The 23,719-nt window shown below is 66.3% G+C and carries 22 protein-coding genes and 1 pseudogene; 11 read left to right on the plus strand and 12 right to left on the minus strand.

What is annotated here, in order from left to right:
* Nucleotides 1–351: 351 nt before the first annotated feature.
* Nucleotides 352–657 (minus strand): hypothetical protein, encoded by a 306-nt coding sequence (locus tag J2Z30_RS51860; protein WP_345664753.1) that lies wholly within the window; start codon nucleotides 655–657, stop codon nucleotides 352–354.
* 503 nt (nucleotides 658–1,160) lie between these two features.
* On the opposite strand from J2Z30_RS51860, the gene J2Z30_RS35645 reads away from it, so the two are divergent.
* From J2Z30_RS35645 to J2Z30_RS35660, 4 genes are all read left to right on the plus strand, one after another.
* Complete coding sequence (locus J2Z30_RS35645; RefSeq protein ID WP_209468978.1) at nucleotides 1,161–3,269, plus strand: phosphorylase family protein; 2,109 nt, start codon at nucleotides 1,161–1,163, stop codon at nucleotides 3,267–3,269.
* A gap of 81 nt (nucleotides 3,270–3,350) precedes the next feature.
* Complete coding sequence (locus tag J2Z30_RS35650; protein WP_209468988.1) at nucleotides 3,351–3,491, plus strand: hypothetical protein; 141 nt, start codon at nucleotides 3,351–3,353, stop codon at nucleotides 3,489–3,491.
* Nucleotides 3,488–4,042 (plus strand): hypothetical protein, encoded by a 555-nt coding sequence (locus J2Z30_RS35655; protein ID WP_044578034.1) that lies wholly within the window; start codon nucleotides 3,488–3,490, stop codon nucleotides 4,040–4,042. Before J2Z30_RS35650 ends, J2Z30_RS35655 begins: the two co-directional genes overlap by 4 nt.
* A gap of 76 nt (nucleotides 4,043–4,118) precedes the next feature.
* On the plus strand, nucleotides 4,119–4,334 hold the full coding sequence (locus J2Z30_RS35660) for a hypothetical protein (RefSeq protein ID WP_044578031.1): 216 nt from the start codon (nucleotides 4,119–4,121) through the stop codon (nucleotides 4,332–4,334).
* A gap of 279 nt (nucleotides 4,335–4,613) precedes the next feature.
* Here J2Z30_RS35660 and J2Z30_RS35665 read toward each other — a convergent pair whose 3' ends face one another.
* Nucleotides 4,614–5,792, minus strand: coding sequence for a macrolide family glycosyltransferase (locus J2Z30_RS35665; protein ID WP_044578028.1), 1,179 nt, complete (start codon nucleotides 5,790–5,792; stop codon nucleotides 4,614–4,616).
* 316 nt (nucleotides 5,793–6,108) lie between these two features.
* Between J2Z30_RS35665 and J2Z30_RS35670 the strand changes: the two genes are divergently transcribed.
* From J2Z30_RS35670 to J2Z30_RS35690, 5 genes are all read left to right on the plus strand, one after another.
* Nucleotides 6,109–6,474 (plus strand): 6-pyruvoyl trahydropterin synthase family protein, encoded by a 366-nt coding sequence (locus J2Z30_RS35670; protein ID WP_209468979.1) that lies wholly within the window; start codon nucleotides 6,109–6,111, stop codon nucleotides 6,472–6,474.
* A gap of 217 nt (nucleotides 6,475–6,691) precedes the next feature.
* The gene (locus J2Z30_RS35675) at nucleotides 6,692–7,012 is read left to right on the plus strand and encodes a hypothetical protein (protein ID WP_052701667.1); all 321 of its coding nucleotides are present in this window, start codon (nucleotides 6,692–6,694) and stop codon (nucleotides 7,010–7,012) included.
* A 2-nt stretch (nucleotides 7,013–7,014) separates the two neighbouring features.
* Nucleotides 7,015–7,614 (plus strand): GTP cyclohydrolase I, encoded by a 600-nt coding sequence (gene folE, locus J2Z30_RS35680; RefSeq protein WP_308280207.1) that lies wholly within the window; start codon nucleotides 7,015–7,017, stop codon nucleotides 7,612–7,614.
* Nucleotides 7,611–8,120, plus strand: a complete 510-nt coding sequence (locus J2Z30_RS35685) for a hypothetical protein (RefSeq protein ID WP_044578025.1) — start codon at nucleotides 7,611–7,613, stop codon at nucleotides 8,118–8,120. Before folE ends, J2Z30_RS35685 begins: the two co-directional genes overlap by 4 nt.
* Nucleotides 8,120–9,133 (plus strand): glycosyltransferase family 4 protein, encoded by a 1,014-nt coding sequence (locus J2Z30_RS35690; RefSeq protein WP_044578023.1) that lies wholly within the window; start codon nucleotides 8,120–8,122, stop codon nucleotides 9,131–9,133. The genes J2Z30_RS35685 and J2Z30_RS35690 overlap by 1 nt, the downstream gene beginning before the upstream one ends.
* Before the next feature lie 17 nt (nucleotides 9,134–9,150).
* Here the strand turns inward: J2Z30_RS35690 and J2Z30_RS35695 are convergent, their stop codons facing one another.
* Both J2Z30_RS35695 and J2Z30_RS35700 read right to left on the minus strand, forming a co-directional pair.
* Nucleotides 9,151–10,413: a glycosyltransferase gene (locus J2Z30_RS35695; RefSeq protein WP_044578021.1), complete on the minus strand. Its 1,263-nt coding sequence runs from the start codon at nucleotides 10,411–10,413 to the stop codon at nucleotides 9,151–9,153.
* Nucleotides 10,414–10,415: 2 nt separating this feature from the next.
* Complete coding sequence (locus J2Z30_RS35700; RefSeq protein WP_044578018.1) at nucleotides 10,416–11,582, minus strand: glycosyltransferase; 1,167 nt, start codon at nucleotides 11,580–11,582, stop codon at nucleotides 10,416–10,418.
* A gap of 406 nt (nucleotides 11,583–11,988) precedes the next feature.
* Here J2Z30_RS35700 and J2Z30_RS35705 point away from each other — a divergent pair, with 406 nt between their 5' ends.
* Nucleotides 11,989–12,705: a class I SAM-dependent methyltransferase gene (locus J2Z30_RS35705; RefSeq protein WP_044582170.1), complete on the plus strand. Its 717-nt coding sequence runs from the start codon at nucleotides 11,989–11,991 to the stop codon at nucleotides 12,703–12,705.
* A 250-nt stretch (nucleotides 12,706–12,955) separates the two neighbouring features.
* Here the strand turns inward: J2Z30_RS35705 and J2Z30_RS35710 are convergent, their stop codons facing one another.
* The 8 genes and pseudogenes from J2Z30_RS35710 to J2Z30_RS35745 all read right to left on the minus strand — a co-directional run bounded on the left by J2Z30_RS35710 (nucleotide 12,956) and on the right by J2Z30_RS35745 (nucleotide 22,580).
* Nucleotides 12,956–13,723 (minus strand): phytanoyl-CoA dioxygenase family protein, encoded by a 768-nt coding sequence (locus J2Z30_RS35710; RefSeq protein ID WP_044578016.1) that lies wholly within the window; start codon nucleotides 13,721–13,723, stop codon nucleotides 12,956–12,958.
* A gap of 479 nt (nucleotides 13,724–14,202) precedes the next feature.
* Nucleotides 14,203–15,723 carry an MFS transporter gene (locus tag J2Z30_RS35715; protein WP_078957007.1) on the minus strand — a complete coding sequence of 507 codons (1,521 nt, stop codon included), beginning with the start codon at nucleotides 15,721–15,723 and terminating at the stop codon, nucleotides 14,203–14,205.
* A gap of 157 nt (nucleotides 15,724–15,880) precedes the next feature.
* Nucleotides 15,881–17,248, minus strand: a complete 1,368-nt coding sequence (locus tag J2Z30_RS35720) for a glycosyltransferase family 2 protein (protein ID WP_078957006.1) — start codon at nucleotides 17,246–17,248, stop codon at nucleotides 15,881–15,883.
* Nucleotides 17,249–17,289: 41 nt separating this feature from the next.
* Complete coding sequence (locus J2Z30_RS50120) at nucleotides 17,290–17,703, minus strand: 7-cyano-7-deazaguanine synthase (protein ID WP_308280208.1); 414 nt, start codon at nucleotides 17,701–17,703, stop codon at nucleotides 17,290–17,292.
* The gene (locus J2Z30_RS51465) at nucleotides 17,678–20,653 is read right to left on the minus strand and encodes a helix-turn-helix transcriptional regulator (RefSeq protein ID WP_052701664.1); all 2,976 of its coding nucleotides are present in this window, start codon (nucleotides 20,651–20,653) and stop codon (nucleotides 17,678–17,680) included. Before J2Z30_RS51465 ends, J2Z30_RS50120 begins: the two co-directional genes overlap by 26 nt.
* On the minus strand, nucleotides 20,650–21,108 hold the full coding sequence (locus tag J2Z30_RS35735; protein ID WP_044578009.1) for a hypothetical protein: 459 nt from the start codon (nucleotides 21,106–21,108) through the stop codon (nucleotides 20,650–20,652). The genes J2Z30_RS51465 and J2Z30_RS35735 overlap by 4 nt, the downstream gene beginning before the upstream one ends.
* 549 nt (nucleotides 21,109–21,657) lie before the next feature.
* A pseudogene (locus tag J2Z30_RS50125) lies at nucleotides 21,658–22,149 on the minus strand (alpha/beta hydrolase); the annotation flags it as partial.
* A 119-nt stretch (nucleotides 22,150–22,268) separates the two neighbouring features.
* Nucleotides 22,269–22,580 carry a hypothetical protein gene (locus tag J2Z30_RS35745; protein WP_209468980.1) on the minus strand — a complete coding sequence of 104 codons (312 nt, stop codon included), beginning with the start codon at nucleotides 22,578–22,580 and terminating at the stop codon, nucleotides 22,269–22,271.
* 207 nt (nucleotides 22,581–22,787) lie between these two features.
* On the opposite strand from J2Z30_RS35745, the gene J2Z30_RS35750 reads away from it, so the two are divergent.
* Nucleotides 22,788–23,639 carry a histidine kinase gene (locus J2Z30_RS35750; protein ID WP_443732396.1) on the plus strand — a complete coding sequence of 284 codons (852 nt, stop codon included), beginning with the start codon at nucleotides 22,788–22,790 and terminating at the stop codon, nucleotides 23,637–23,639.
* The last annotated feature ends 80 nt before the right edge of the window (nucleotides 23,640–23,719 follow it).

Below are 23,719 nucleotides of genomic sequence, written 5' to 3' on the forward strand. Positions count from 1 at the left end.
GGCGGCTGTGCCATTGCCGTGGGCCTGCGTGTTGGTCAGGCCGGGTGTGCGCTCTTGGTCATGGACATCCACTCAGCGGCCGGTGTCGCAGTCTGGTCCCGTAGCGCTTCAAAACGGCCGCCGGTCGTGAGCTGGGGTTTCGTTGGGTAGTCAGCTTGCGCAGTGGTATTCGTTGATGAGGCCTGTGACAGCCTGTCTGCGTTCGATCCGGGTCGTCGGTAGCGGTATGACGTTCGGGTCGTCCAAGGGTGCGAGCGGGTTTCGGCCTTTGTGTGGCCGATGGCTGTTGCAGTGACGGGCGTAGTCGTTGCGAATTGCAGTTGGGGCTCCGGGGCGGGATCTTGGCCACGTTTATGCCCTCGCTGGCGAACACGCCGTCGAAAGCCGCTGTGAACTTCGGTCCCGGTCACGGATGAGGTGGGTGAAGCTCGTAGTGCGGTCGCCGAACTGCCAGAACAGCTGTTGGGCTTGCTGGGTGTTCCAAGCGCCGTTGGGGTGTGCGGTGACACCGAGGATGTGGACGGTCCACTCTCTGCGCGCCGTCTGTCGGTGTTGCCCTGAGTTGAGGCCGGCGTCGCACAGGATACGGCGGACGGTGAGCGTGCTGATGATGTGGCCGAGGCGGCGTAGCTCGTCGTGTACGCGGGGAAGCCCCACTGTGGGTTCTCGGTGCTAAGCCGGATGACCAGGTCACGGACTTCTTCGGATATCGGTGGGCGGCCTGAGGGAGGTGGCTGGGTCCACTTCTTCTTCAGCAGGCGCTGGTGCCAGGCGAGCAGAGTGCGTGGCGAGGCGAGTCGGTTGTCGCGGAGGGTTTGGGGCAGGAGCCGGGCGAGTGCGGCGCGCAGCGCCCGGTCCGGCCAGTTGGGCTTCGGGGTGGGCACCTGTCGGCGCGGCACGGTGACCCCGTGGCGCAGGATGACCCTTGGCCGCGGTAGGTCGGCATAGCTGAGCGAGTCACGCGAAGATTCGTGTGGCGAGTAGGTGGGTCAGCTGTACGAGCACAATGCCGGATCATGCCCGACCGCGGGGTCAATGCCCAGGTTGGCACCAGTGGAGCAGCTTTGAAGCGTACGCGTCAAGTCCACCCGGACAGCTCCTGCCGGGCGACGGCGATACAGTGCCGGACGTTGTAAGTACCTGGATAACTGGGGATGCGGTTGAGCAGCACTGTGGTGATCCTGACGGCACTGGGTCTGGAATTTCAGTCGGTGCAGCAGTACCTGAGTGGATGCGAGTTGGTCCGTCATCAGACCGGAACGGTCTTCGAAGTGGGCACGCTGGTCGGGACGCCCTGGCGGGTAGCACTGGCAGAGGTCGGGGAGGGCAATCGCCCGGCCGCCGTCGTCACCGAGCAGGCCCGCCAGCTCTTCTCCCCCGCCGTGCTGCTGTTCGTCGGGGTCGCGGGAGCACTCAAAGACGACGTGGAGCTCGGCGATGTCGTGGTCGCCACCCGGGTGCACGCCTTCCACGGAGGCAAGGACACTCCTGAAGGGTTCATGGCCCGCCCCGAGGGCTGGGCCGGCTCCCACGCGCTGGTGCAGACCGCCCGTCACGCCCTGCGCGCCGCGTCGTGGCAGCCAGAGCCGACCCCGGGAAATACTGAAGTGCAGCCGGGACCACACGTGCACTTCAAGCCCATCGCAGCCGGGGACATCGTACTCAACTCCTCCACCTCCGAGCTGCGCCGACAACTGCACGCACACTACAACGACGCCGCAGCGATCGAGATGGAGAGCGCGGGCATGGCACATGCCGCCCAGCTCGGCCACATCGCAGCTCTGACCATACGCGGCATCAGCGACAAGGCCGACGGCAACAAGTACGCGGACGCCGATGCCGAACACCAGCCACGCGCAGCCGCCCACGCCGCGGCGGCCGCTGTCGCCGTCATCCGTCACCTACCGGCACCACCGATGGCAGATGCCGCCCCCTTCACCTCATCTCCGTTACAGCGAGAGGGTCATTCCGGCGCTTTACGGAATGGAACGCCCTCATCCGACCATGGGTCACTTGATGGCTCCAGGCAGCCGAGACGTACAAGGCGCCGCCTGATCATCTCCGCTGCCACTGTCGTGGCCATCGCTGCGGTCGGCGCCGGCATCGGTGTGTGGCGCGATTCCCTATGGGAGCGTCCCCCTGCGGACTCCAAAGCCAAGAAGGATGCTAAGAATTCCGCCGCAGCATGGGAAACCGACCTCGCTCAGATCGGTGTGGCCAACGCTCTGGAGAACGAATTCCGCTGTACGGCTGCCGCAGACAAGGACCTGCTATGCATGATGGGAGAAAACATCCTCAAGGTGGACTCCGCGAACGGCAGGGTGCGGTGGCGATTCGGTGATCAGACTTTCGCCGAGTCGGGTCTCGTCGGGGCCGTTGAGTCCGACGGCGCCGTGTACGCGCAGGCCCGCAAATCCGAGTCCAGTCAGAGCGACGGCATAGTTGCCCTGGATCCTGCCACCGGGCGCGTCAAGCGCACGTACGCGGTCCCCGACCCTGGCGGGCCGCTGGTCGTCACTGACAGCGGAGTTATCGTACGAAGCGGCACAGGGGAGCTGCGTCTGGTCAACGCTCGGAGTCCACGCACCCTCGCCCGCTGGAAGGTTGATGCCGGGGAGATCGGGGAGGTCGCCAGCAACGGGAAGGAAGTGCTCGTAACCGTCAACGAGCGCAACTCCGGAGATTGGCACATGGAGGCGACCAACTCCAGCCTCAGCACCCATCTCATGTCCTCTTTCGCGGAAGGCAAGGATGTGCCCCGGCCTCCACTGAGCCCTATCGGAAACGGCATCGACACCTTCTACCTCGCCGGAGGGACCAGCGGCAGCGGCTACGAAGCGGTCTACCGCTCCGCTCCGGGCGGCAATGGCACCGCGATGGACTTCTGGAGGCGCACCCCGCTCAACTCTGTAACGAACATGCCAATGACGGCCTCGGACGACTTCGTCTACGCCCCCTCGACCGACGGGACGATCACCGCCATCGACTGCCGCCGCGACCGCGTCGCCTGGCGCAAGGACAGCGGCGCCCGCGGCATCAGCGAAGTGGCCGTGAAAGGTGGGAAGCTTCTTCTCAGCGACGCGCAGGGACGGCTCCACTCACTTGACGCCTTGACCGGCCGCCACCTTTCCACAGGTGCGCCGCACCGAGGGACCATGGACGCGGACTCTCAGCGCCATGCCCCCGCACCTGTCGTCATCGGCAAGTCCATATACGTGGTAACACCTGGGAACACTCTGTACCGAACCTCCCTTCCAGTGCAGAACTGACGGGCGAGTGCCGGTCTCGATAGTGCGATCGCTGAGATGTTGAGGCTCAAGTCGGCGGTCCGCGCGTCATGGTGATCGATCGTGCTGCTGCGTCTGGCTTACTTGGGTGTGTCGAACGCGTTCGCGATGCTTCGACTGCTGCCGATGACCGACCGGGTCAAGGACGCCGAGATCCTCGCCCTGCGCCACCGGATCAGCTTGCGGCAAGGGATGAAGCGATGACATTGCATTCCGATGTGGCCGGGTTGCTAGCGGGGGCCGGCATCGTCGACGTGGACGTCGACGATGCCGTCGCGGACGAGCACGTGCGATCCTCCGCGTACCAAGGCGTCGTCTCGGTGACCGCCTCCTCGCGGAGCCGCGACCGAGACCGCACGATTGTGTCCACGATCCTGCGCGACCCCATCGAGATGGTGTCCAAGGGGGCGGTGGTCGCCCTCGTGGACAGGATCGCGAGGAAGGTGACCGGTCCTGCCGAGTTCCGGCAGTGGTCGGCCGAACTACTGCCAGAGATCGACCAGCTTAAGACGGAAGGGAACCGCGAGTTCATCCGCCGCCGTATCCACGACTGGCTGTTCTACCTGTCCATCGAGGACGGTCATACGCCGACACCGGCCGAGTTGGCGGGGGTCACGGACTGGATGCAGCGCTTCCTCGCCGAGCATTCGACATCGCCGGCGGTACTCTCCCTGGTCGCCGAGTCAGGCAGCACAAAGAAGATCCGAAACATCGCGAAGAGCCGAGCCGGAAGCCGCAAACAGAGAACGCAATGAGTCGGTACCGGCAATTGGCAGGCGCGCCGACTGCCTCACCCTGTGGGTGCCGTCGCCTGCCAGACCTTCCCATGGCTTGCCCTGCTCGCCCGCTCGGGTAGATCTGCCGCAGCCGGAGACTCGGGAGCGGGCACCGCGGCAGCAGCTGGACGGAGCCAGCATCGTCAAGGGCGCGGACGACGCCCGGACCGCCTCCAAGCACTACTGGAACAAGGTCACGGACTACAACGCCACCGTCGACCGGAAGGACGATCCGCTGCCCCACCACCTCATGGGTAAGGTAAGTGGCTAAAAACCTGGTCATGGACCTTGAGGACGCAGGCTGCCGAACGCGATTCCTGATCCGGGACCGAAACGGGAAGTTCCCCACCCTGTTCGACTCCGTCCTTGCTGATGCAGGGATTGAGGTCGTGCCTGGGCGGATGAGATTTCCGGCAAACGCAGCGCCACTGCCTCAAGTATCCATCAACAGCACGCGGTCCGTGCCGGTGATCCACCCCGCGTGGTCCAGAAACCAGCGGCAGGGCCGCGGCAGGCACGCACTGGGCGTCGTCGTTCTACTGCATCGCTGTCACATAATCAGCCTTAGGTGCTCCTCCAGCACGTCGGCACCCCTCTTGGCCGGGTCCCCGGTGCGTACATCCTGCTGGCGCCGACGCAGGTTCGCGGCTACCTCGGGATCCCCGGCCAGCTCGTCCACGGTTGTGCGGAGCATTTCGGCGGTGATCGCCCCGGTCTCCAATACCCGGCCCAGGCCCAGTTCGGCGGTCCGCCGGCCGTTGAGCCGCTGCTCTGGGATTTGCGGCACCGATACGAGTGGCACCCCGTGGTAGAACGCCTCCATGGTGGAATTCATCCCGGAGTGGGAGATGAACGCCTTGGCGTGCCGAAGCACCGCCAACTGCGGAACCCGCTTATGCAGCTCGAAGTTGGCCGGGACCCGACCGAGGTCCGGCGTACGGCCGGTGGCCATCACCACATGCCAGGGGCTGTCGGCGAAGGCCTTGACGCAATTGGCCAGCAGTTCCGGCTGGTTGTTGTATACGGTGCCGGCCGAGACCAGCAGTACCGGGGAGCCGTCGGCGGGCGGCTGCCAGTGCTGCGCCGCGGCCTGTCTGGGCAGCGCGGGACCAAGAAACGCGAAGGTGTCGTCGAAGGTGTCCCCGCGCGGCTGAAACCAGCGCGGCACGAACACCAGGTTGAGTGGGGCGGCCTTGGCTCCCGGTAGGAGCAATTCGGCCGGCAAGTCGTGTTCGGTCAGAAAGACCTCGGTGATCCGGCCGATCTCGCCCATCTTCGGGTCGGTCGGATCGAAGTCCCTCGGGAACATGAACTCCTTCAATGTGAAGTGCTCGTTGACCGCGATGTGCGGCACGGTGAGCACCTCGGGCAGTCCGAGCTTATGCGCGACGCATCGACCGGCCGGCTCGATCGTGTCGATGCAGAGGGCCTCCACCCCCGCCTTGTCGAGCGAGTCGAGCAGCGACGGGAAATGGGCGATCGCCTCGAGGATGGACGTGTTGATCATCCCCACCACGCCATCCGTAGTGAAGACCGTGCCCGCAAAGGAACCTAACTCCACCTGCCAGTCCATCTCCAGCGGGATCGCACCGGCGCGGACGACCGCGGGCAACTGTTCCGGGCCGGTGGCATAGCTGACCCGATGGCCGCGCGCCACCAGTTCTTCCACCAGGGGCAAGGTCGGGTTGACGTGGCCGAACGCCGCTGACGCGACGAAACCGAAGTGCATGGCCCCTCCTAGGCATCCGGCGCTACCTCAGCAACAGTAACGCCCTGTCAACGGCGATCCCATCGGAACTCGCGTCGTCGAATCGGATACGTGTCTGCACTCGTGACCAGCACGGCGGCAGACATTGCGCAGGTCAGCGCGGTGCGGTAGGTCATCCCCGTTACGCGAGGGGCGGCTCGTCCGCCTGGCTCGACGGTTGTCCACGACCTACCGGTAGTCGGACCGACAACCTTCGGCGTGCGATTAGGTCACCTTCGGTGCGTGCCGTGATGTGCGGGTGTCTCCAAGTCGACACGATGGCCCCAGGAGGTCGGACATGGTGTATCGGATCAGCAAGGAATTCCACTTCTCAGCCAGCCACCGGCTCGACGGCTTGCCCCCGGAGCACCAGTGCGGGCGCCTGCACGGCCACAACTACGTCATCGAACTGGAGCTGTCGGCCCCGGCGGACGGCCTGGACGGAGTCGGCTTCGTCCGGGACTACGGCGACCTCGCCCCGTTCCGCCAATGGCTGGACGACAAGGTCGACCACCGGCACCTCAACGATCTGCTTGTCGATCGCAATCCCTCGGCCGAGAACCTGGCGCGGTGGATGTACGAGCAGTGGCAGCAGCACTTCCCGGAACTCAGTGCGGTGCGCGTCAGCGAGACCGCCAAGTCCTGGGCGGAGTACCGACCGTGACACGGGTTCGCACGGCCGGTGCGAGGGGCGGAGGAGGTGGTGCCGCGACGCCGTCCCGCAGAAGGCCCTTCTACCCCGGTGTCGCCGACGCCGGTCCACTTGAGGAGCTCAGCGGATACGCGGTGCCGCAGGTCGTCGTCTCCGGCGGCGAGCCGCTCAGTCGGCAGGACCGCCTGCTGCCGCTGTCGCGCGCACTCACTGCCACCGGCCACTCGACGTGCGGTTCAACGTCTCGCCGAAGCCGGCGCACTCGGGTGACCCGGCGGCACGCCGGCTCGCCCCACGGGCCCTGACCGCGCTCGCCGCGGTGCCGGGGACGGCCTTCGAGTTCGTCTGCCGGAGTCCAGAAGATCTTGCCGAGGTGGCGGACGTCGTCGAGCGCCACGGCACCGCGCCGGTGTGGGTCATGTCCGAGGGGCAGACGCCGGACGAGCTGAGCCTGCGGCCGGCCGCGCTCGGCGACGCGGTGATCGCCCGGGGATGGAACCTCACTACCAGACTGCACGTCGCCGTGTGGGGCGACAGAAGAGGGAAGTAGGCGTGACAATTAGCGTGGGACAACCGGACCTCGTGGCCGAGAGCAGCGACCCGCTGGAGGACATAGCCCGCCGACTGCTCATCGAGATCGGCGAGGACCCCGACCGGGACGGTCTGAAACAGACCCCGGCCCGGTTCGCCCGCTGGTGGCGGGAGTTCTCCGAGTACGACGCGGGTGAGGTCAACACACTCTTTCCGCTGGTGACCCAGCAGGGGCAGACCGTCGCCGTTTCAGACGTCCACCTGTGGTCGTTGTGCGAGCACCACCTACTGCCGTTCTCGTGCACCGTCACCATCGCCTATCGGCCCAACGGCGACGTGTTGGGCCTGTCGAAGTTCGCTCGGATCGCCCACCGGCACGCCCACCGGCTCCAGATCCAGGAGCGGCTGGTGCAGGACATCGCCGCGGAGGTCTCCGCGGTCAGCGGGTCGCCCGACGTGGCGGTCATCGCGCGGGGCGAGCACCTGTGCATGAGCATGCGCGGCATCCGCACCCCGGCCCTGATGACCTCCTCGGTGTTCAACGGGGTCTTCGACGATGACGGACCGGCCCGCCAGGAGCTCATCGCCACCGTCTTCCCCAGCCGGTCGAGGCAGCGATGACGACCCCGGACACCCCTCTGACCATCGCCTTCGTCCTGCTCACCCATTCCCCGGACGAACCCGCCGACATCGAACGGGCCGTGGACTCATTCGCGAACGGTCTGCGTGAACGGGGCCACCGCACCCTGATCGTCGCTGCCGGCCCACCCTGCCGGAACGACCATCCTGATCTGGTGCGCCTGAACTCCGTGCCGCTGCCCCGACCAATGCCGGTCGACGAGATGCCGACCCTGTTGCGGGTCGTTGCTCGGACCGATCCGCAGAAGGGTGTCGCGGAACTGCTGCGCGCACATCCCGGCCACGAGCCGGCCCGCCCTGTGGAGAACGTGCTCGCGTCGGCCCGGTTCGAGTGGGCGCGGGGCATACAGGACCAGGTGCTCGACGACCGCGCGGCATACCACGCCGCCTCACAACAGGGACCTCAGCAGGCCGCCGCCCACCCGCCGGCCGCGGTAGCTCGGGAGTTCCTGCACGCCACGATGGCCGGCGCCCCGGAGGTGTCCTGATGGGTGCGACGGCTGCACCGCTCGAGATCGTCGTGCGGGTCCACGCGTTTCCGCCGGAGTACAACGCGGGCGGCGAGCAGATGCTCGTCAACATGCTGCGGCCCCTGGTCGAGCGCGGTCACGACGTCAGCGTGTGGCTGTCGCGCCACAGCGACGCCACGGAGGTGTACGAGTACCGGGGCATCCGGGTCGTGCCGTCACAGGCACGGCTGGACTTCCCATCCGCGCTCCGCCGGGCCGACGTAGTGCTCTCGCACTTCGAGTGCGTGCCGGCCACGGCCTCGCTGGCCCGCAGCTACGGCACACCACTGGTGGTGGTGTGCCACAACACGCACCGGTCAACGTTCCGGGAGATCGCCGTCGGCGGCACCGCGCTGGCCGTCTACAACTCGGAGTGGATGCGGGTGGAGGCGGAACTGTTCTTCGCCGAATACCCCGCGTCGGTCCGGCCGGGCTCCGAACTGGTGGTGCGTCCGCCGGTGTTCGCGGCCGAGTACGCGGTGACCGTGCCCGGCGACCGGATCACCCTGGTCAACTGCAACCCGGACAAGGGCGGCCACATACTGGAGCAGCTGGCCCGGCGCATGCCGGACACCAAGTTCCTGGCCGTGGCCGGCGCCTACGGGTGGCAGATCCTGCCCGAGCTGCCGAACGTGGAGATCCTCGAACACGTCCGTGGCGAGGACATGCGGGAAAAGGTCTACGCCCGCACTCGGGTGCTGCTCATGCCCAGTTCCTACGAGTCGTGGGGGCTCACCGCGGTGGAGGCCTTCGCCTCCGGCCTGCCGGTGGTGGCACACCCCACGCCGGGGCTGTGCGAAGCCCTCGGCGAAGGCGGGATCTTCGTGGACCGCAACGACCTCGCCGGCTACGAAGCGGTGCTGCGGAAACTCGACACCGAGGCGGAGTACCAGCAGGCGGCCGAGCGGGCCAGGGCCCGGTCGGCGGAACTGGACCCGACGGCCGACCTGGCCGCCTGGTGCGCTGCCGTGGAGTCCCTGGCTCGGCGGTAGACGACTACTGCCTTCCTTCAGCCGTTGGCCGGTGGGGCGTGGACCTGCCGACCGATGCGATGGGCCTCCCCGAGGATCCAGGCTCCCCAGCGGTCCCAGACGCCGGAGAGCCGAGAGGTGATGAGGACGTGGTCCACGGACTGGTCCGCGAGCGGAGTGCGGATGCCCAGTCCGTGGCGCACCACTCCGCCCGGATGGCGGGAACCCGCGACGGTCTCGTCGAAGTCGAACAGCTCCGCCCTGGGCAGTCCTTCGGGGACGGAGGAACCACACCCGAACACCGCGACACGGGTGCCCGCGGGGAGGGATCGGAGCGCCGCCAGTTCCGGTGCGGCATCCCTTCCGCGCGCCTCCTCGGCGGCGCGCAGAACGAGAAGGTACTCGTCCTCCAGGTTCCAGTCGTGGCTGATCTCGAAGTGACCGCTCGGCTTGGCGAACCACGCCCAAAGCAACTCGGTCACCGGCTCCGGATGCTTCCGGGCCATCATGAGGACGTTGTCGGCACCACTGGTCAGATCGTCCCCGACAGATCTCTCATGCGGGGTGTCGAGCGCCCACGCGTCCTTGCTGACGGTGAAGGCCGTGCCGCTGCGGTGAAGTCGATAGCCGAGGTCCGTGTCCTCACCGCCCCAGCTGCGGAAGTCCTCGTCGAAACCACCGACCGCCCAGAAGTTCGCCGCCTGCATGGAGCAGTTGAGGGACCAGAACCACTGCCACGGGACCAAGGTGGCGCCCAGGTCGAAGTCGAATCGCTCGAATGCCAGGTGGCGGACGTCCTGGAAGCCCGGCAGATGACCGTAGCGGCGGACGGTCTCCTCGGGGGTCGGAGACGGCTCGCCGGCTCCGAATCCCGGCAGTTGATCGGCGTCTGGACGATAGCCGTACGTGTAGCCGACCACGGCCAGGGTCTGCCCGGTCGGTGCGGCGGCGTGGGCGGCGTGCGCGGCGAGGTGGGCGCGGACGAAGCGGGGGCCGGGCCGGATGCCGGAGTCCAGGAAGACAAGCACCTGCCCCGACGCCAATCGTGCACCCGCGTTGCGAGCGGCGGCGGCCCGGAAGCCCCGATCCTCCTGGAACTGGTAGTGGAGGGTGAGTCGACTTCGGAAGTCTTGCACGACCGAGCGGGTTTCGTCGGCCGAGCCGTCGTCGGCGATGATGACTTCGAAGCCGCCTTCGTCCGGCGGGTGCTGTGCGGCGAGGGCGGTCAGGCTGGCGCGCAGCAGCTCCGCGCGGTTGTAGGTGGGGATGATGACGGATACCCGTACTCCGCGTGGTGGCATCGCTACCACCCATCCGTAGTCACGGAGCCGTTGGTGATACGCAGGAAGCGCTCGGCGACCGCGGTGGGCGAATGGTCGGCGACTTGGTGGAGGGCTTGGGCCGCCGCCGCGTGGTAGGCGACGGCGTTGTCCAGCAGTTCGGTGGCGGTCCGCCACAGGCGCGCTCCGCTGCTGGTGAAGTCGACCGCCTCCAACGCCCTGCCTGTCAGCAGGGGCTGACGGCCCCCCGGCCTGAGCGCGTCGAGGGGCACCAGCCGCCCTGCTCCCCCGACCAGCAGCGGAAGGTGGCCGAAGTCATAGCCCACGACGGGGGTGCCCACGGACAACGATGCCGCCACGCCGTCATTGAACGTCTCCGGCCTGGTCGACGGCGCCAACGTCACCGCGGCCTCGGCGAGGAAGGGCTGTACTTCCGGCCAGGGAAGACCATGAAGTACTTCGACGTTCGGACAGGCGGCCGCACGCGAGCGGACCGCCTTGACCACATCCGCCTGCACCTCGGGGGGCGGTTCGAGGCCGGTCTCCGCGAGAACGAGCTGCACCGGGCGTCCGAAACTCTCGGGAAGCGCGTCGAGCAGTTCCATGCTGCCCTTGGCCGGGTCGGCCCTGGTCAGGATTCGCACCGGTCCGATACGGCGCAGGCGCTCGCGTTCCTCCCGGCCCGGGGCCCGGCCGGTAGTCGGCAGGGCGTCGGGCAGGGCGTGCCAGCCTGTCGTGTCCATTCCTGCCTGGGCTGCCTCGTCGATCAGGAAGGGGCTGACCGCGAGGACGGCGTCGGGCCGCTGCGCCAGACTGTGTCGCATATGGTCGTCCATCCGGAGGTTACGCACCATCAGCGCGGTACGGACGCCGGGCGCCGCCGGGCTGAGAAAGCCGAGCCCCGCCACGGCATCGGCCCAGCAGACCACATCGATGTCATGGGCGATGAGGATCTCCCGCACCTCCCTGCACACTGGCTGCGGATCCTCGAACAGCCGGGGCAGCTCGTCGAAGCGCAGCGATGCGAGCAGAACCAGGTCACGCTCCTCCTCGACGCCGGGCGGCCCACCCGCGATGAGCACGGCCCGATGACCGATCTCGCGCAGGCCATCGGCAAGTACGGCGATGGCTCGCTCGACTCCGGCGGGCTCATCACAACCACGGGTCAGGAGGACGAAGGCGATGTTCATCCCGGCTCCCTACTGCCACAAGCCTGCGGGCCGGTGGCTTGGCGCTGCTGCGGCTGGTGGCCGGCGATGTCGTTCACGACGAGCTCCGACTGCACGACGGCATGGCACGACGTAATCGTGCCTGTGGGCGCGGGCACTCGGATGGTCCGCCAGCAGCCCGTTCAGCCGCCGGCCGGCCGAGAAATCACATTCCTTGCTGGTTCGATAAGTCATCACGTCCCCTCCTCAGGCCATGATGGAGGAATTCGCTCCGGTGGACATCACGGCCCGGCACCGAGAGACGGCGGTCGAGGCACCGAAGCAAAATCGCGGCGGAGTTCGGTGTTGACAGGGGAAACCGCACAACGCGATGCTGGATTCTGCCCGTTTCCGTGGTGAGCTTCTCCTGGCGAAAGGTTGCAAGGAAATGTGCGATTCCGTGATTTCGTCGGTAACCGACGATGCACCGCGCTGGTCGATGCGGGAGACTTTTGCGCACATTTATGAGAGTAGGATGCTGGCGCTGAGCGACAGGGTTACCGTCGGGGAGGAGATCGATTCCCGTTCGGGTACCGGGTCGAATTTGACGCAGACCGCCGCGCTGCGCGCCGAACTGCCGACCTTGGTGGCCGATCTCGAAGTCCGCAGCTTTCTCGATGTTCCCTGTGGGGACCTATTCTGGATGTCCAGGGTTGACCTCGGTGTCGATACCTACATCGGCGCTGACATCGTCCCCGCGGTGATCGACCGGAACCGGGAGCGCTTTGCCCGCTCGAACCGCGAGTTTCAGGGCATTGACCTCACCCGGGATCGACTGCCGCAGGTGGACCTCGTTTTCTCTCGCGACTGCCTCGTGCACTTCGGTTACGAGGACGTCCACCGCGCGCTGGCCAACATCAAGGGAAGCGGTTCGACGTACCTCGCGATGACCACCTTCCCCGATCACCCTGAGAATGGCGCAGACATCGAGACCGGGGCATGGCGACCGCTCAACTTCCAACTCGCTCCCTTTCTCCTGCCCAAGCCTTTTCGACTGATCAACGAGCAGTGCACCGAAGTCGATGTGATCACGGAGAACGGTGCGGAGGTCGAACACCGGTACTCCGACAAGTCGATCGGGGTCTGGCGCATCGCCGAGCTATAGCCGCGCGGCGGCTGTGCGCCTACGACGGCATGACCAGCGGGTCGATGCCCGGCGACCGGTCTTTCCCAACCTCAGCTCGAGGTTGGGAGAGACTTCAGTCTGCTGGGATCACGGGACGACGCTCAGAGCGCGGCCGATGGCATCGACCATGCCGTCGACGCGGACACACGGCCGCATCATGACGCTACCCGCACCTCGGACCGTTCGATCAGACCGAGAACGGCCATGAACATCTCCAGGCTCGGTGACGTCATACCTGATCGAATTCAAACAAGGGGTCAGTTACGGACTGGCGCCAATTGACGTGGTGATCTGTCGCGTTCAACCGGTAGTACACGGTCTCCCGACGGCTTCCTCCCGATCCTGTGAAGTCGCCGGCCGAGTGAGCGAGCAGGTAATGCGCGAAATATACGGACCCAGCGGTTCCGGTAACTGTCACCCGGTCGCCCATTTCGATCTTCGGATACGGTCCGTCGTGCATCTCATCAGTGTCCCCAATGGCGTCGGCGCCGCGCTCTGACAGGTATTCCCCGAATCGGAGGTGCGTTCCCGGCCAAACCCGCAGGTTCCCGTTACCGGGAACCTCGTGAGGTGTTAGCCATATGCCCGCGAGCAGGGAGAACGAACTGGGTTCCCAGGTACCCGGAATGAGCATGGGCCCGTCAAAATGCGGAACCTCCTGCGGACCGGAACTCGTGTACGGCGGTATGGTCAGGACCACCTGTGCGACACGTGGTTGAGTACTCGGAACATCCGCCCGGAGCAGTTGGTCGGCGAGCTCTCCGATACCCGCTTCCGTGTAGAGATCAAGCAGAGTGGGCGGCTCCTTCCTGAACAGCTGATGCCAAATGTAGTACCCACCGCGGCCTTCCCTCAGGGCCTCGACATCGCCCTTCTGCAGAGTAAATCCTTCACTCTCCGCCATCTCTGCGATGGCACGACGGCCTCGGGCGACCTGGGCAGGACTGAGAACGTTCGGGATGGTCAGGTATCCGTTTGTCAGGAAGAAAGCTTTCATTTCGTCCGTAATGATAATGGCGCAGCCCTCCTTGGTCGTTGTCCGCGAGGACTTCGATGCTGTCGTTGGTGACACCGCGACGAGCAGGACCCAGTCCTCGTCGTTCGCGGCGGTGGCCGTGGCGTACCCCCCGTCGGGCGGGAAGGTGGGGACACCGGGACCGTTCCTTCAGTCTGGTCACGGCAGCGCTACGGCACATCACGGTCGGGTCCGAAACTCTCGGCGTCGCATGCCGAAGTACGCGTTCGGGAAACCGCGTTGTCGCTGCCCTGCCCTGTAGCGCGTCAGGGCGAGGCAGCCCCCGCACGTTCAGGCGAGGACGACGGTGACCGCTCCGATGGTGTCGTTCCCACCGAGACCGGTCCAGCGACAGTTCGATGGGGCGCCGTAGCGGCCACCCGCCGCGCCCAGCGCCGCGGGATGGTGAGGGCGTGCTTCAAGCGCCGGCCCGTCTGCGCCACGGCAACGGAACTCCCGGCTCAGACGGCGGTGAGTACCTTGGCATCGGCTTCCGACTCGGCTACCTCTCCAGTCGTCCGCAGTCTCCAGATGGCCGGCGTGCTGAGCGCGACCAGCGCGGACAGAAGTTGAATAGCCGCGGCCACCCACAAGGTCGAGTACACGCCCATCGCAGCGACCATGGGACCGACCAGCGCATGTCCGAAGGGCTGACCGGCCAACAGCCCGAAGTTGGCGTACGCGCTCACCCGGGACAGTTTGTCCTCGGGGATGTTCCTTTGCATCGTCGTGGCCCACATGGCACCGAAGACGGCAAGACCGACACCGGCGATGAACTCGAGAGAACACATCACGAAAAGTGAAAGCTCAAGCGCCAGGCCGAACGTCGGTAACGTGCCCATCACCAGAGCCGCGATTCCCGTGCGGAGCTGTCTTTCGGAGCGGAGGTGCATGGCGATCATCCCGCCGACGATCAGCCCTACGCCAAGAAAGGCGCTCATCGAGGCCCAGGCTGCCGGACCGCCCAAATGCTCCTCCGCGAGGAACGGTCCGAGCACCAACACCGCAGCGAGCAGGAGGTTACTGAGCGAGGAGGTGGCGACGCTCATCCACAACCAGGTTCTACTGCGGAATTCGCTCCAACCCTCGAGGAGGTCATGCGTGAACGATCCTCCGGCAGTACGCAGTTGTGTCGCGATGGGTATCCGAGAGAGCATGAATGCACTGACGCCGAAGGTCGCCGCATCAGCGGCGATCGCCCACCCCGGTCCGGCGAAGGAGACGATGAGGCCTGCCAACACCGGACCTGCGATATTGCCACTCGACAACGCCATTCCACGCAATGCGTTGGCACGTTGCAGATGTTCGCCGGATACCAGTGAAGGAACGAGCCCGGCGCAGGCCGGGCCGAAGGCGGCACTCGCCACACCCTGCACCGCCTGAAAAGCGGCGAGTTGCCATATGTGGGCGTGGCCGCTGAGGAGCAATGCTGCCACGATGCCCTGACACGCCAGACGGACGAGATCGGCTGTCACCATGATTCGGCGACGCGAGAACCGGTCCGCCAGCACTCCACCGATGAGCAGGGTCGCGACCATGGGGATGGCTCCTGAAGCCATGACGAACCCTAAGTCGCCGGCCGACCCGTTCAGGTCCAGCACCGCGAAAGACAGAGCGACTGCGGTCATGCCATCACCGAGTAAGGAGGTGGTCTCCCCGATGAAAAACCGACGAAACGTCCTCTCTCGTAAGACCGACCAGGCCATGAACGATCTCTTCTGACCCATTAGATATTTCTCCCACTCAGCTAGTACGGCAGCCGCGATCAGGTGACCTTTGCTGGTCAGGGAAGTGAGTGACCACCTGCTGGTGATAAAGCGGCCCGCTCCACCACGAACACGTTGTGACGTACATGGTTCGTGCGGCGGCTGCGGTTGCCATCGTAGAGGGTGGGCTGGCAGGGCCAAAGCGCAGGGGCGGTTAAAGCCCCGTCGGCGCGAGTCCACCGAACGTCGGCCCAGGTACTCCCAATTGCTCGGCATCAACGGTGCCGGGTTCAGAACGAAGACCTCGCGACGTTGGATGCAATTCGAACTTGATCCGGCTAGTTCCCGGAATAGGACCGCGGGATTCCTTGTTTACGTCTCGCTCTTGTACCAGCTCAGCGAAGGACCGAGCTCGCGGGAAGTCCATCAGTGATCAAAGTGACCGTGCCTTTGTCACTCGAACAGCGATCGCCGACGGTGTGCGTAGGGTTTCCTGGGTGTAGCCGAGCTCGCCGATCCCGTCGGCAAGCCACTCCGCATCCCGAACGAAGCACGAGTTCTGAACACCCGGCGATTTGTCGGCCTCCAAGTCCGCAAATTCCGCGTCATGCTGAGCCGTGGCCACGAAACAGGCGGCCTCGCCGACACGGAGCGCCTCGGACAGGAGCTCGGAGACATGGAGCCATGGCAGCACACGCCAGATGTCAAGGTTAATGACATTGGCCACCGAAGAGTCACCCGAAGGAAGCTCTGTCCCACAGAAGCTCGGCACGACTGGATCGCGCCAGTCGCTGAGGACGGAGCGGTAGCCCGTTGGCGCGGTATCCCAACCCTCTATGTGCCCGGTGCTGAGCAGCCACGAATTCCTGGATCGGTCCCGTTCAACCCACCTCTCGACCTCCATGAGATCCTGACTTCTCACCAAAGTGCGCCCTTGGAGTCTTTCGGCAATCCGCTCAAGTATAAGGATGCGGAGACACTCCACGCTCGGCGGCGCATTCCAATGGCCTTCCCAATGGAATGATTTGTAAGTATTCAACAGGAGAGTCTGGTTGGACCTGATTTCACCTAGATTGCGCCCGAAGTCCCGCAGGTGAGGGACATGCATTGATCCGGCCCGTGGTGACCACCGCATCACCTCGCCATCTCGGAGGTGCTCCTGCACGCGAAAACCGAATTCGAGATCTTCCAGCCCCCACCCGGTGAGCTCTTCATTGAAGCCGCCGACCACAGTAGCGGCATCGGTCCGCATCGCGACATTGGATGTGAAGAAGAAGCGATAGCCGATTTTATCAAAATTTGCTTGAATTGCCGGCAGCGTGACACTGGAAACGCGTGCATCTTCCGACGCCTCCACCTGTAGTGCCGCAAACGACTTGTAATCACCGTGCTCAATCGGCGCCTGATCGAACAGTGACCTCCGCCTCGGGTCTCTGCGGGCGCCAATGCTTACCACGACCTGACTGTCTTCGAGCGTCTCCAGATGCTGCCTGATCAGATCGAAGTCGGCCAGCGTATCGCCGTCCAGAAACAGAACGTTGGGTTCGACGACTTCTGCGAGTCCTCGGTTTCGAGCCGCCGCCCTGGAAAGATCGTCTGCCAATCGCACATACGTGAGTGGCAGTTTGGAGCTGTAGGACTTGGCCATCGGCTCCAGTGAGGGCGAGCTACCGTTGTCGACGAGAATGACCCGGAAGGTCTTCAAGGGAACGTCCTGCTCGTACAACCGCGCAAGAACCATATCGAGATGCGCCTGTCGATTATGCGCCAGAATGATGACTGCGATCTCTGGAAAATTCATTACGGCCACCAATCCCAAGAAATCGTATAGGATTAATCGGTTCAGCTGTGTCGGTCAGCACCATGTTGTGCTGAGGGTGTCGGCGTCGCGAAAGCGGTTCGCCGTCTCTGAGGAGCAGATGACAATGGACAGTTGACGATGGGCTCGGGGTGAATCCGCCGGAAGAAGTCGGATTGTGTCCGCTCGGTACCTCGACGGTGTCGTCGGTGAGCGCGGAACCGGACAGCAGCGCGCCGAGTCCTCAGGTCCACGACTCGATGGTCGGCACCGAAGTGGGCCGCGACGACCCGCGCGGAGTCGATCTCCCGGTGATGCCATTGCCCGTAGTCGACGGTGACCGCGATGAGCCGGAACCGCAGTGCGGCGTAGTGCGCCATCAGCGTGGTCGAGTCCATCCCGCCGGAAAGCACCACGACGGCAGTGAAGGGATCAGACAGGGAAGGATCCTCCGGCATTGCTGTCCTCCGATTGCCTGGGATCGGAAAGTTCGGTGAGTCGAGTATCACTGCGCCGGCTCGGCCGCGGATCACGGCCGTGACCGAGAGGTTCCCTGCCGACGGCCGAAGTTCCGGCTTCGGCGCGGGAACCCACCGACTTCGACCGCCGGACACCGGGCTGACCGTCGGTGATCAGTGTCCACAGCGCACGGTTGCGGAACGCCTCGGGAAAGTCATCCCGCCCGGAGATACCCAGCTTGCGATAGACGCTGGACAGGTGAAGTTCGACGGTGCGGACGGTGATCTCCCGGAACTCCGAAATCTTGCGGTTCGTCATGCCGCGGACCGCGTCGATCAGGATCTCCCGCTCCCGTGCGGTGAGCGACAGGACCCCGCGCAGTGAGGGATGCTCGTGCAACGCCAGGACCTGCTGGCGGATACGGACGCTCAGCGCGGTCGCCCCGCACTGGTCGGCCAACCGCGCCGCCCTGGCCAGCTCGGTGACCGCCTCGTCCCGACGCTTCTGTTGGGCCAGCACGCGGCCCAGATCGCCGGCAGCGTAGGCCAGATCGAGCTGACCCCGGGTCGGCTCCAGCACGGCTACGGCCTCCCTGAGCAACTCCTCCTTCGTGCCGTCGGTGGCGGCCTGGGCCAGCGCGCGCAGACCACGGCCCTGCTCCAGCGGGGACCCGGTGTCCTCGGCGAACCGGACCTGGGAGTCGGCGACCTGCCGCGCCCACCCGGTATGGCCGACCTGGGCCAACAGCCCGACACCGTAGATCCGCCAGGGAGCGGAGCCCGCCAGTCCCAACCCCATCTCGGTGGCGCGCTCCCACAACTCCGTCAGGTCCACCGCGGCCCGGTGGAGATCACCGTCCCCGGCGCGCAGGAAGGCAGACGCGAGTATCAGGTTCCCGGCCCACCACGAGTCCGGCCGGCGTTCCGGACCGTCATACCGCCGCAACAGCGCCTCGGCGTCAACGGTACGGCCCTCACCGAGCAGGACCAGGGCCAGCAGCCCGACCATCCGCGTGCGCAGTGGACCGGGCCGGCCCGAGGTTGGCGGCAGGGCGGCCAGGGCGCTGTTCAGCTCGCTCTCGGTCGCGGTGAGATTCCCTTCCGCGAACGCGATCTGGGCCCGTACGAACAGCACATCCGGTCGCCGCGCGTAGCGGGGCCCGTAGGCTTCATCGTCGAGTCTGCGCAGATGGGTCGCGGCCTCGGCCGGGTAGCCGCTGTCCACCAGCACGGTGAGGGCCGCGAACAGCGCCAGCGGCTGGGTGTCGAGTTCGTCGATCTCGCGCTCCAGCGCGGCTCGGGCAAACCGCAGGGCCGCCCGCGGGTCGTCGTTGACCACATGGCGGTACAAGGCGGCCAGGCCGGTCGCGGCCGTCGTTAACGCACCTCCATGAGCCTGCGGACGTTGGGCCAACATGCTGGTGATCTTCGCGGCCGCCGATGGCGGCTCGTCGGCCACCCGGCTCAGTGTCTGGTAGGCCCGGTCCCAGCCGCGCAGCGAGGTTCCGGCCAGGGCCGCCCCGGTCGCGTCCAGAATCGGCTGGTTCTCCTCGACCGAATCGGCCAGGGTTCGTCCGATGTGGCTGACCAGCCGACGCAGCACGAACTCATCACGCGCCCTCGGCAGCATCCCCACCACTGCTTCGAGCCCGGACACCGCATCGGATTCGCCCCGCAGGCCGACGAGTTCGAGCATGGCCTCGCTCTGCTCGTGCCCGGACGCGCTGTCCACCACGAGCTTGAGGTATCGACGCGCGGTGTCATGGTGACCCTTGCGCCGGGCGATATCCGCCGCCCGCAACATCACACCGGCGGGCCAGGCGCCCTCCTGCGGTACGGTCGAAGCACTCAGGTGGGCCGCGACCATGTCGGCCGGGGCACCGTGTTCGTGCAGGTAGGCAGCCGTGGTCAGATGAACCGCGTTCCGGGCCATCAGCGTCATACCGCCGGTCAGCGCGACTCGCAGCACTGGATGACGCAGTTCCACAGCGTCGCTGTCGGCCACCAGACGCATCCGCACCAGCAGGTCAAGTGCCTTGAGGGCGTCGATCAACCCCAGCCCGGACAGGTGCGCGGCCATGGCGGTGTCCACACTGCCGAAGCGTCCCGCCACCGCGATCGTCTCGGCCAGCCGCATGGCGTGCAGGTCGGCGCAGAGTGCCGGCCCCAGCAGGTACTCGACGATGCCGGGGAGCACGGCCTCGTGCACCGCCGCCGGTTCCCGGAGCGCGTCCGCCGCCATCAGCCACGTGCTCAGCGCATCGAGCAGGAATGGATTGCCCACGGTGACACGGTGGCAGGCGGTGGCCAGAGCGCTGTCGAGGCGGCGCCCGAGCCGGTCGCTCAGCATGGTGGTGGCCTGCTGTTCGGTCAGACCGGACAGGACGCTTTCCCGTCCACCGAGCAGCAGCCGGGCCAGTTCCAACGGGGCCCGAGCCGGCTCGCCCAGCCGGACCGCCAGAACCAGTACAACCGGCCGGTCGGCGCACACCTGGGTCACACGCTGGAGGAATTCCAGCGAGGCCGAGGAAGCGCGATGTACGTCGTCCACCGTCAGCACCACAAGCGCTTCGTCGGTAAGCGCGTCGATCGCCGATCGGACCGCCCCGACCAGCGCACTTTCCCACCCAATATCGGTGGTTGCCCCGGCACGCAGCAGCGCATCGCGGTGCGCGCCCTCGCCCGGGAGCCGCGCGGCCAGAGCCTTCGCCAGGTCGCCGGCCACCTTCGTGGCGTCATCGTGATCGGCCCGACCCCACGCCAACCGAATGCCCAGACCCCCCTGGAGCTCGACGTCATGGACAAACTGATCGAGTAGCGCCGTACGGCCGATACCCGCCTCGCCGGACACCACGTACCGGACCAGGCCCTCGGACATACTGTCCTGGCCGGCCTTGGCCAGCGCACGCCGCGCGTCCCAGCGGCCTACGAAGCTCCTGCGCTGGGTCACGAGCGCACCGCCGGACGGGCGATGAGTACGACGCCCTGATCACCGATGGCGTGCGGCCGCTGGTCGAAATGGCGGTACAGCACCGGCCGCGGGGCCTCTTTCATGTCCGCGGCGCGCGCATGGCCCTCATACCAGAAATCGACGAGAACCCCTGCGGCTGCCACGACCCGTTCCTCCAGCACAGATTCCGGGAAATGCAGGGCGGCTTCGGTCCGCCACACCGCCAGCCGGGAAAGACCGTCCAGCACCTGCCGACTACCGGACAGGGCGGCCAGAATGGCGGAGATCTCCTCGCCTCGTTCCAGACGCTCCGCGAAATTCAACCAGCCGCGATGGCTCAGGCGATGGGGCCCGCGGTAATCCGCCGGCATCCGGTCCTCCGGACCGAAAAGCCACCGAATCTCGGTCTTGTCCAGGGAATCGAGGGCGGAAAGCGGCGTCTCAGACGTGGTCACGAGGCCTCCACGAGCGGATCTAAATTTACGATGGGACATTGCTGGTCAGAGAATGGAGGGGGAAGACCGCGCGCTCTCATCTACACAAACCAGATCATGCGGCTGTGTCGCGCTTTTCCATAGCGGCGATCCAACCGACCACTCCTCCCTTGCTCCAGTGCTCCAGGCGTTTCCGAACAATCACTCCAGCCTCCCGGCCACGGAGACGAAGGACGCGGGTGCTGGGTCCCCGCGATGGTGGACGTAACCCCACTGCGCGGACTCCGGTCCGCCGTGCGTCATCAACTTCCGGCCTCTGGTGGTGACGTGGCATCGGTCGGTCGTCGCGGTGTCGAGCCACGATGATGAAGCGTGATGACCTACGCCGTGTCCTACATGATCAGTTGGCTGGGTCATGGGGAGCCGGCGGTGGGGATGGATCGTACCGGAGGAGCTGTGGGAGATCGCCAGCCCTTCGCTGCCGTCGGCGCGAGTGCGACCGCAGTGCGGCGGGGTGACCAACATCGACCACAAGGCGGTGATCGCGGCCGTCGTCTACGTACTGGTCGGCTTCGGCGCGCCCAGCGCCGTCCGGATCCGGTCCATGTCGCGCGCGGTGTTCACGGTGGTGGTGTGCGGCGGCATCCACGCCGTCCGCGAGGTGGGCGCACTGCCCGGCGATGGTCCGCGCGTTCCCCGCCGCCCGCGCGACATCGGCCCCGGTGTGCGCGCCGCGCGGGTCGAAGCCGATCACGTCGTAGGAGCCCAGCACCTTCTGCGGCAGCTTCTTGTTCGCCGGCCGGGAGATCGCGATTTCTATCTGACGGCCGTCGGGATCTCGGTAGTCCAGCGGGACTTCGAGTGTCGAGACCCGAGACGGGACGAGGCGGCCTTAGGGGACGAGTCGGCCTTCTCCGAGCACGGGCCCCACCGCACGGTGTCCGGCGTCGTCGCCGCCGTGTCCGGCGTCGCCACCGACACTTCCGGAATCACGGTCAGCGCCACCGCGGTCGCCGCCACCGTGGTCGCGGCGAGGGTGAGGGACAGGGTTTTTCTACGCATCTGATGTTCTCCTGAGGGGCGCACGGGGGCACACGGGGGCGCCGGAACGGGCGGGCCCGCGGCAGCCGGGACGCGTCGGCGCACATGCCGTAGGTGCGGGTCTGTCGTCCGCATGGGCGTCAGGTCGTTCCGCGGTCGTGGATTCCCCCGGAATTACCGGCCTGCTCGGTGGTCGGTTCCTTGCGGGTGCGTGCCCAGCCACCGGACACCATGGCGACGAGCGCGATGAATCCGAGGAGGATCAGCTGGCCGGTGAGGCCGCCGGCGACCCCGTCGAGGGCGCCCCACAGCGGCTCGGAGCCCGGGTTGAGCAAAGCGCGGATCATCGCTTGGGTGACCAGGACTGTGATCACCACCCCTTCCGCCTCAAGGGCCACATAGCCACCCTTGCGCATCGCGTTTCTCCGTCCGGTGTTCGGTCGTCTCGGCACGGACACGAGTCTGTTCGGGCGGCCCTGCAGACACATCAGCCCGGCGGCTCGCATCACCTTCGACGAAAGACGGGGCGGTGATGCGACCTTGGTCGAGGGCGCATCATCCCGCGGTCCGACTCACCGGCCGCACGTAGTCGCGATACTGGCCAGGTGAACACGGACGTCGCGCCACGGCTCGGGTGTTGGCAGCAGACATGAAGGCTGGTGGAGGCCACGACGGTAGGCATACCGCTCTGGCTCTCCGCCGGTGTGATGCTGCGGCAGCATACGGGCGAAACGGGCTCGTGGTTCTTCATCGGTGATCCGCTGGTGGCTCTCGGCTGCCTGACGGCGCTTCTGTGGCGGCGGCGGTTCCCGCTCGCCATCGCCATGACGGTCACGATCGCCTCGACCGCTTCGGCACTCGCTACCGACGCCGCGTTTCTGGCGCTGGTCTCGCTCTCCACGCGTCGCCGTCCGGTGGAGAGCGGGGTCGTCGGTCTGGCCCTGGTGACCGCGTCACAGTTCACCGACGGGTTCTACCCGGTCCGGAGCACGCCCGGCTTGATGTGGTGCCAGCTCGCCTTCCCGGCACTGACCGCGGGCATCGCGGTGGCCATAGGCATGGCCATCGGGGCGCGCCGCATCGAAGTACGGACCTTGCGGGACCGGGCGGAGAGCGCGGAACGGGAACAGACCGCACGAGCGGCGCAGGCACGGGCCCTGGAACGAAACCGGATCGCCCGCGAGATGCACGACGTACTCGCGCACCAGATCTCCCTGGTCGCCATGCAGGCCGGAGTGGACGTCACGCTCACCACCACCGTGACGGGAACACCGTCCGACACCGCCCGTCCAGGAAGGCTGACCAACGCCGCCAAACACGCCCCAGGGGCACACGTACACATCACCCTTCAAGGAACAACGGGCGACAACGTCACCGCACGACTGCCCTGGCCAGGGCGCCGGGGTGACGTGGTGTGGCGCTCGTTGACCAGTCCGCCAATTATCTGGCGGCGCCTGACCGTGGCAGCGGGTGGGGGGGATGACGCTCAGGTCGTCGTCGGGTGCTTGTAGGCCGAGGCCGCGGTGGGCCCGTCCCGTGCGGTCCGCACCCTGATCCAAACGAAGCCGCCTGGAACGCCGACCACGGCAGG

The sequence above is a fragment of the Streptomyces iranensis genome (genome assembly GCF_017874715.1).
GTDB lineage: Bacteria > Actinomycetota > Actinomycetes > Streptomycetales > Streptomycetaceae > Streptomyces > Streptomyces iranensis.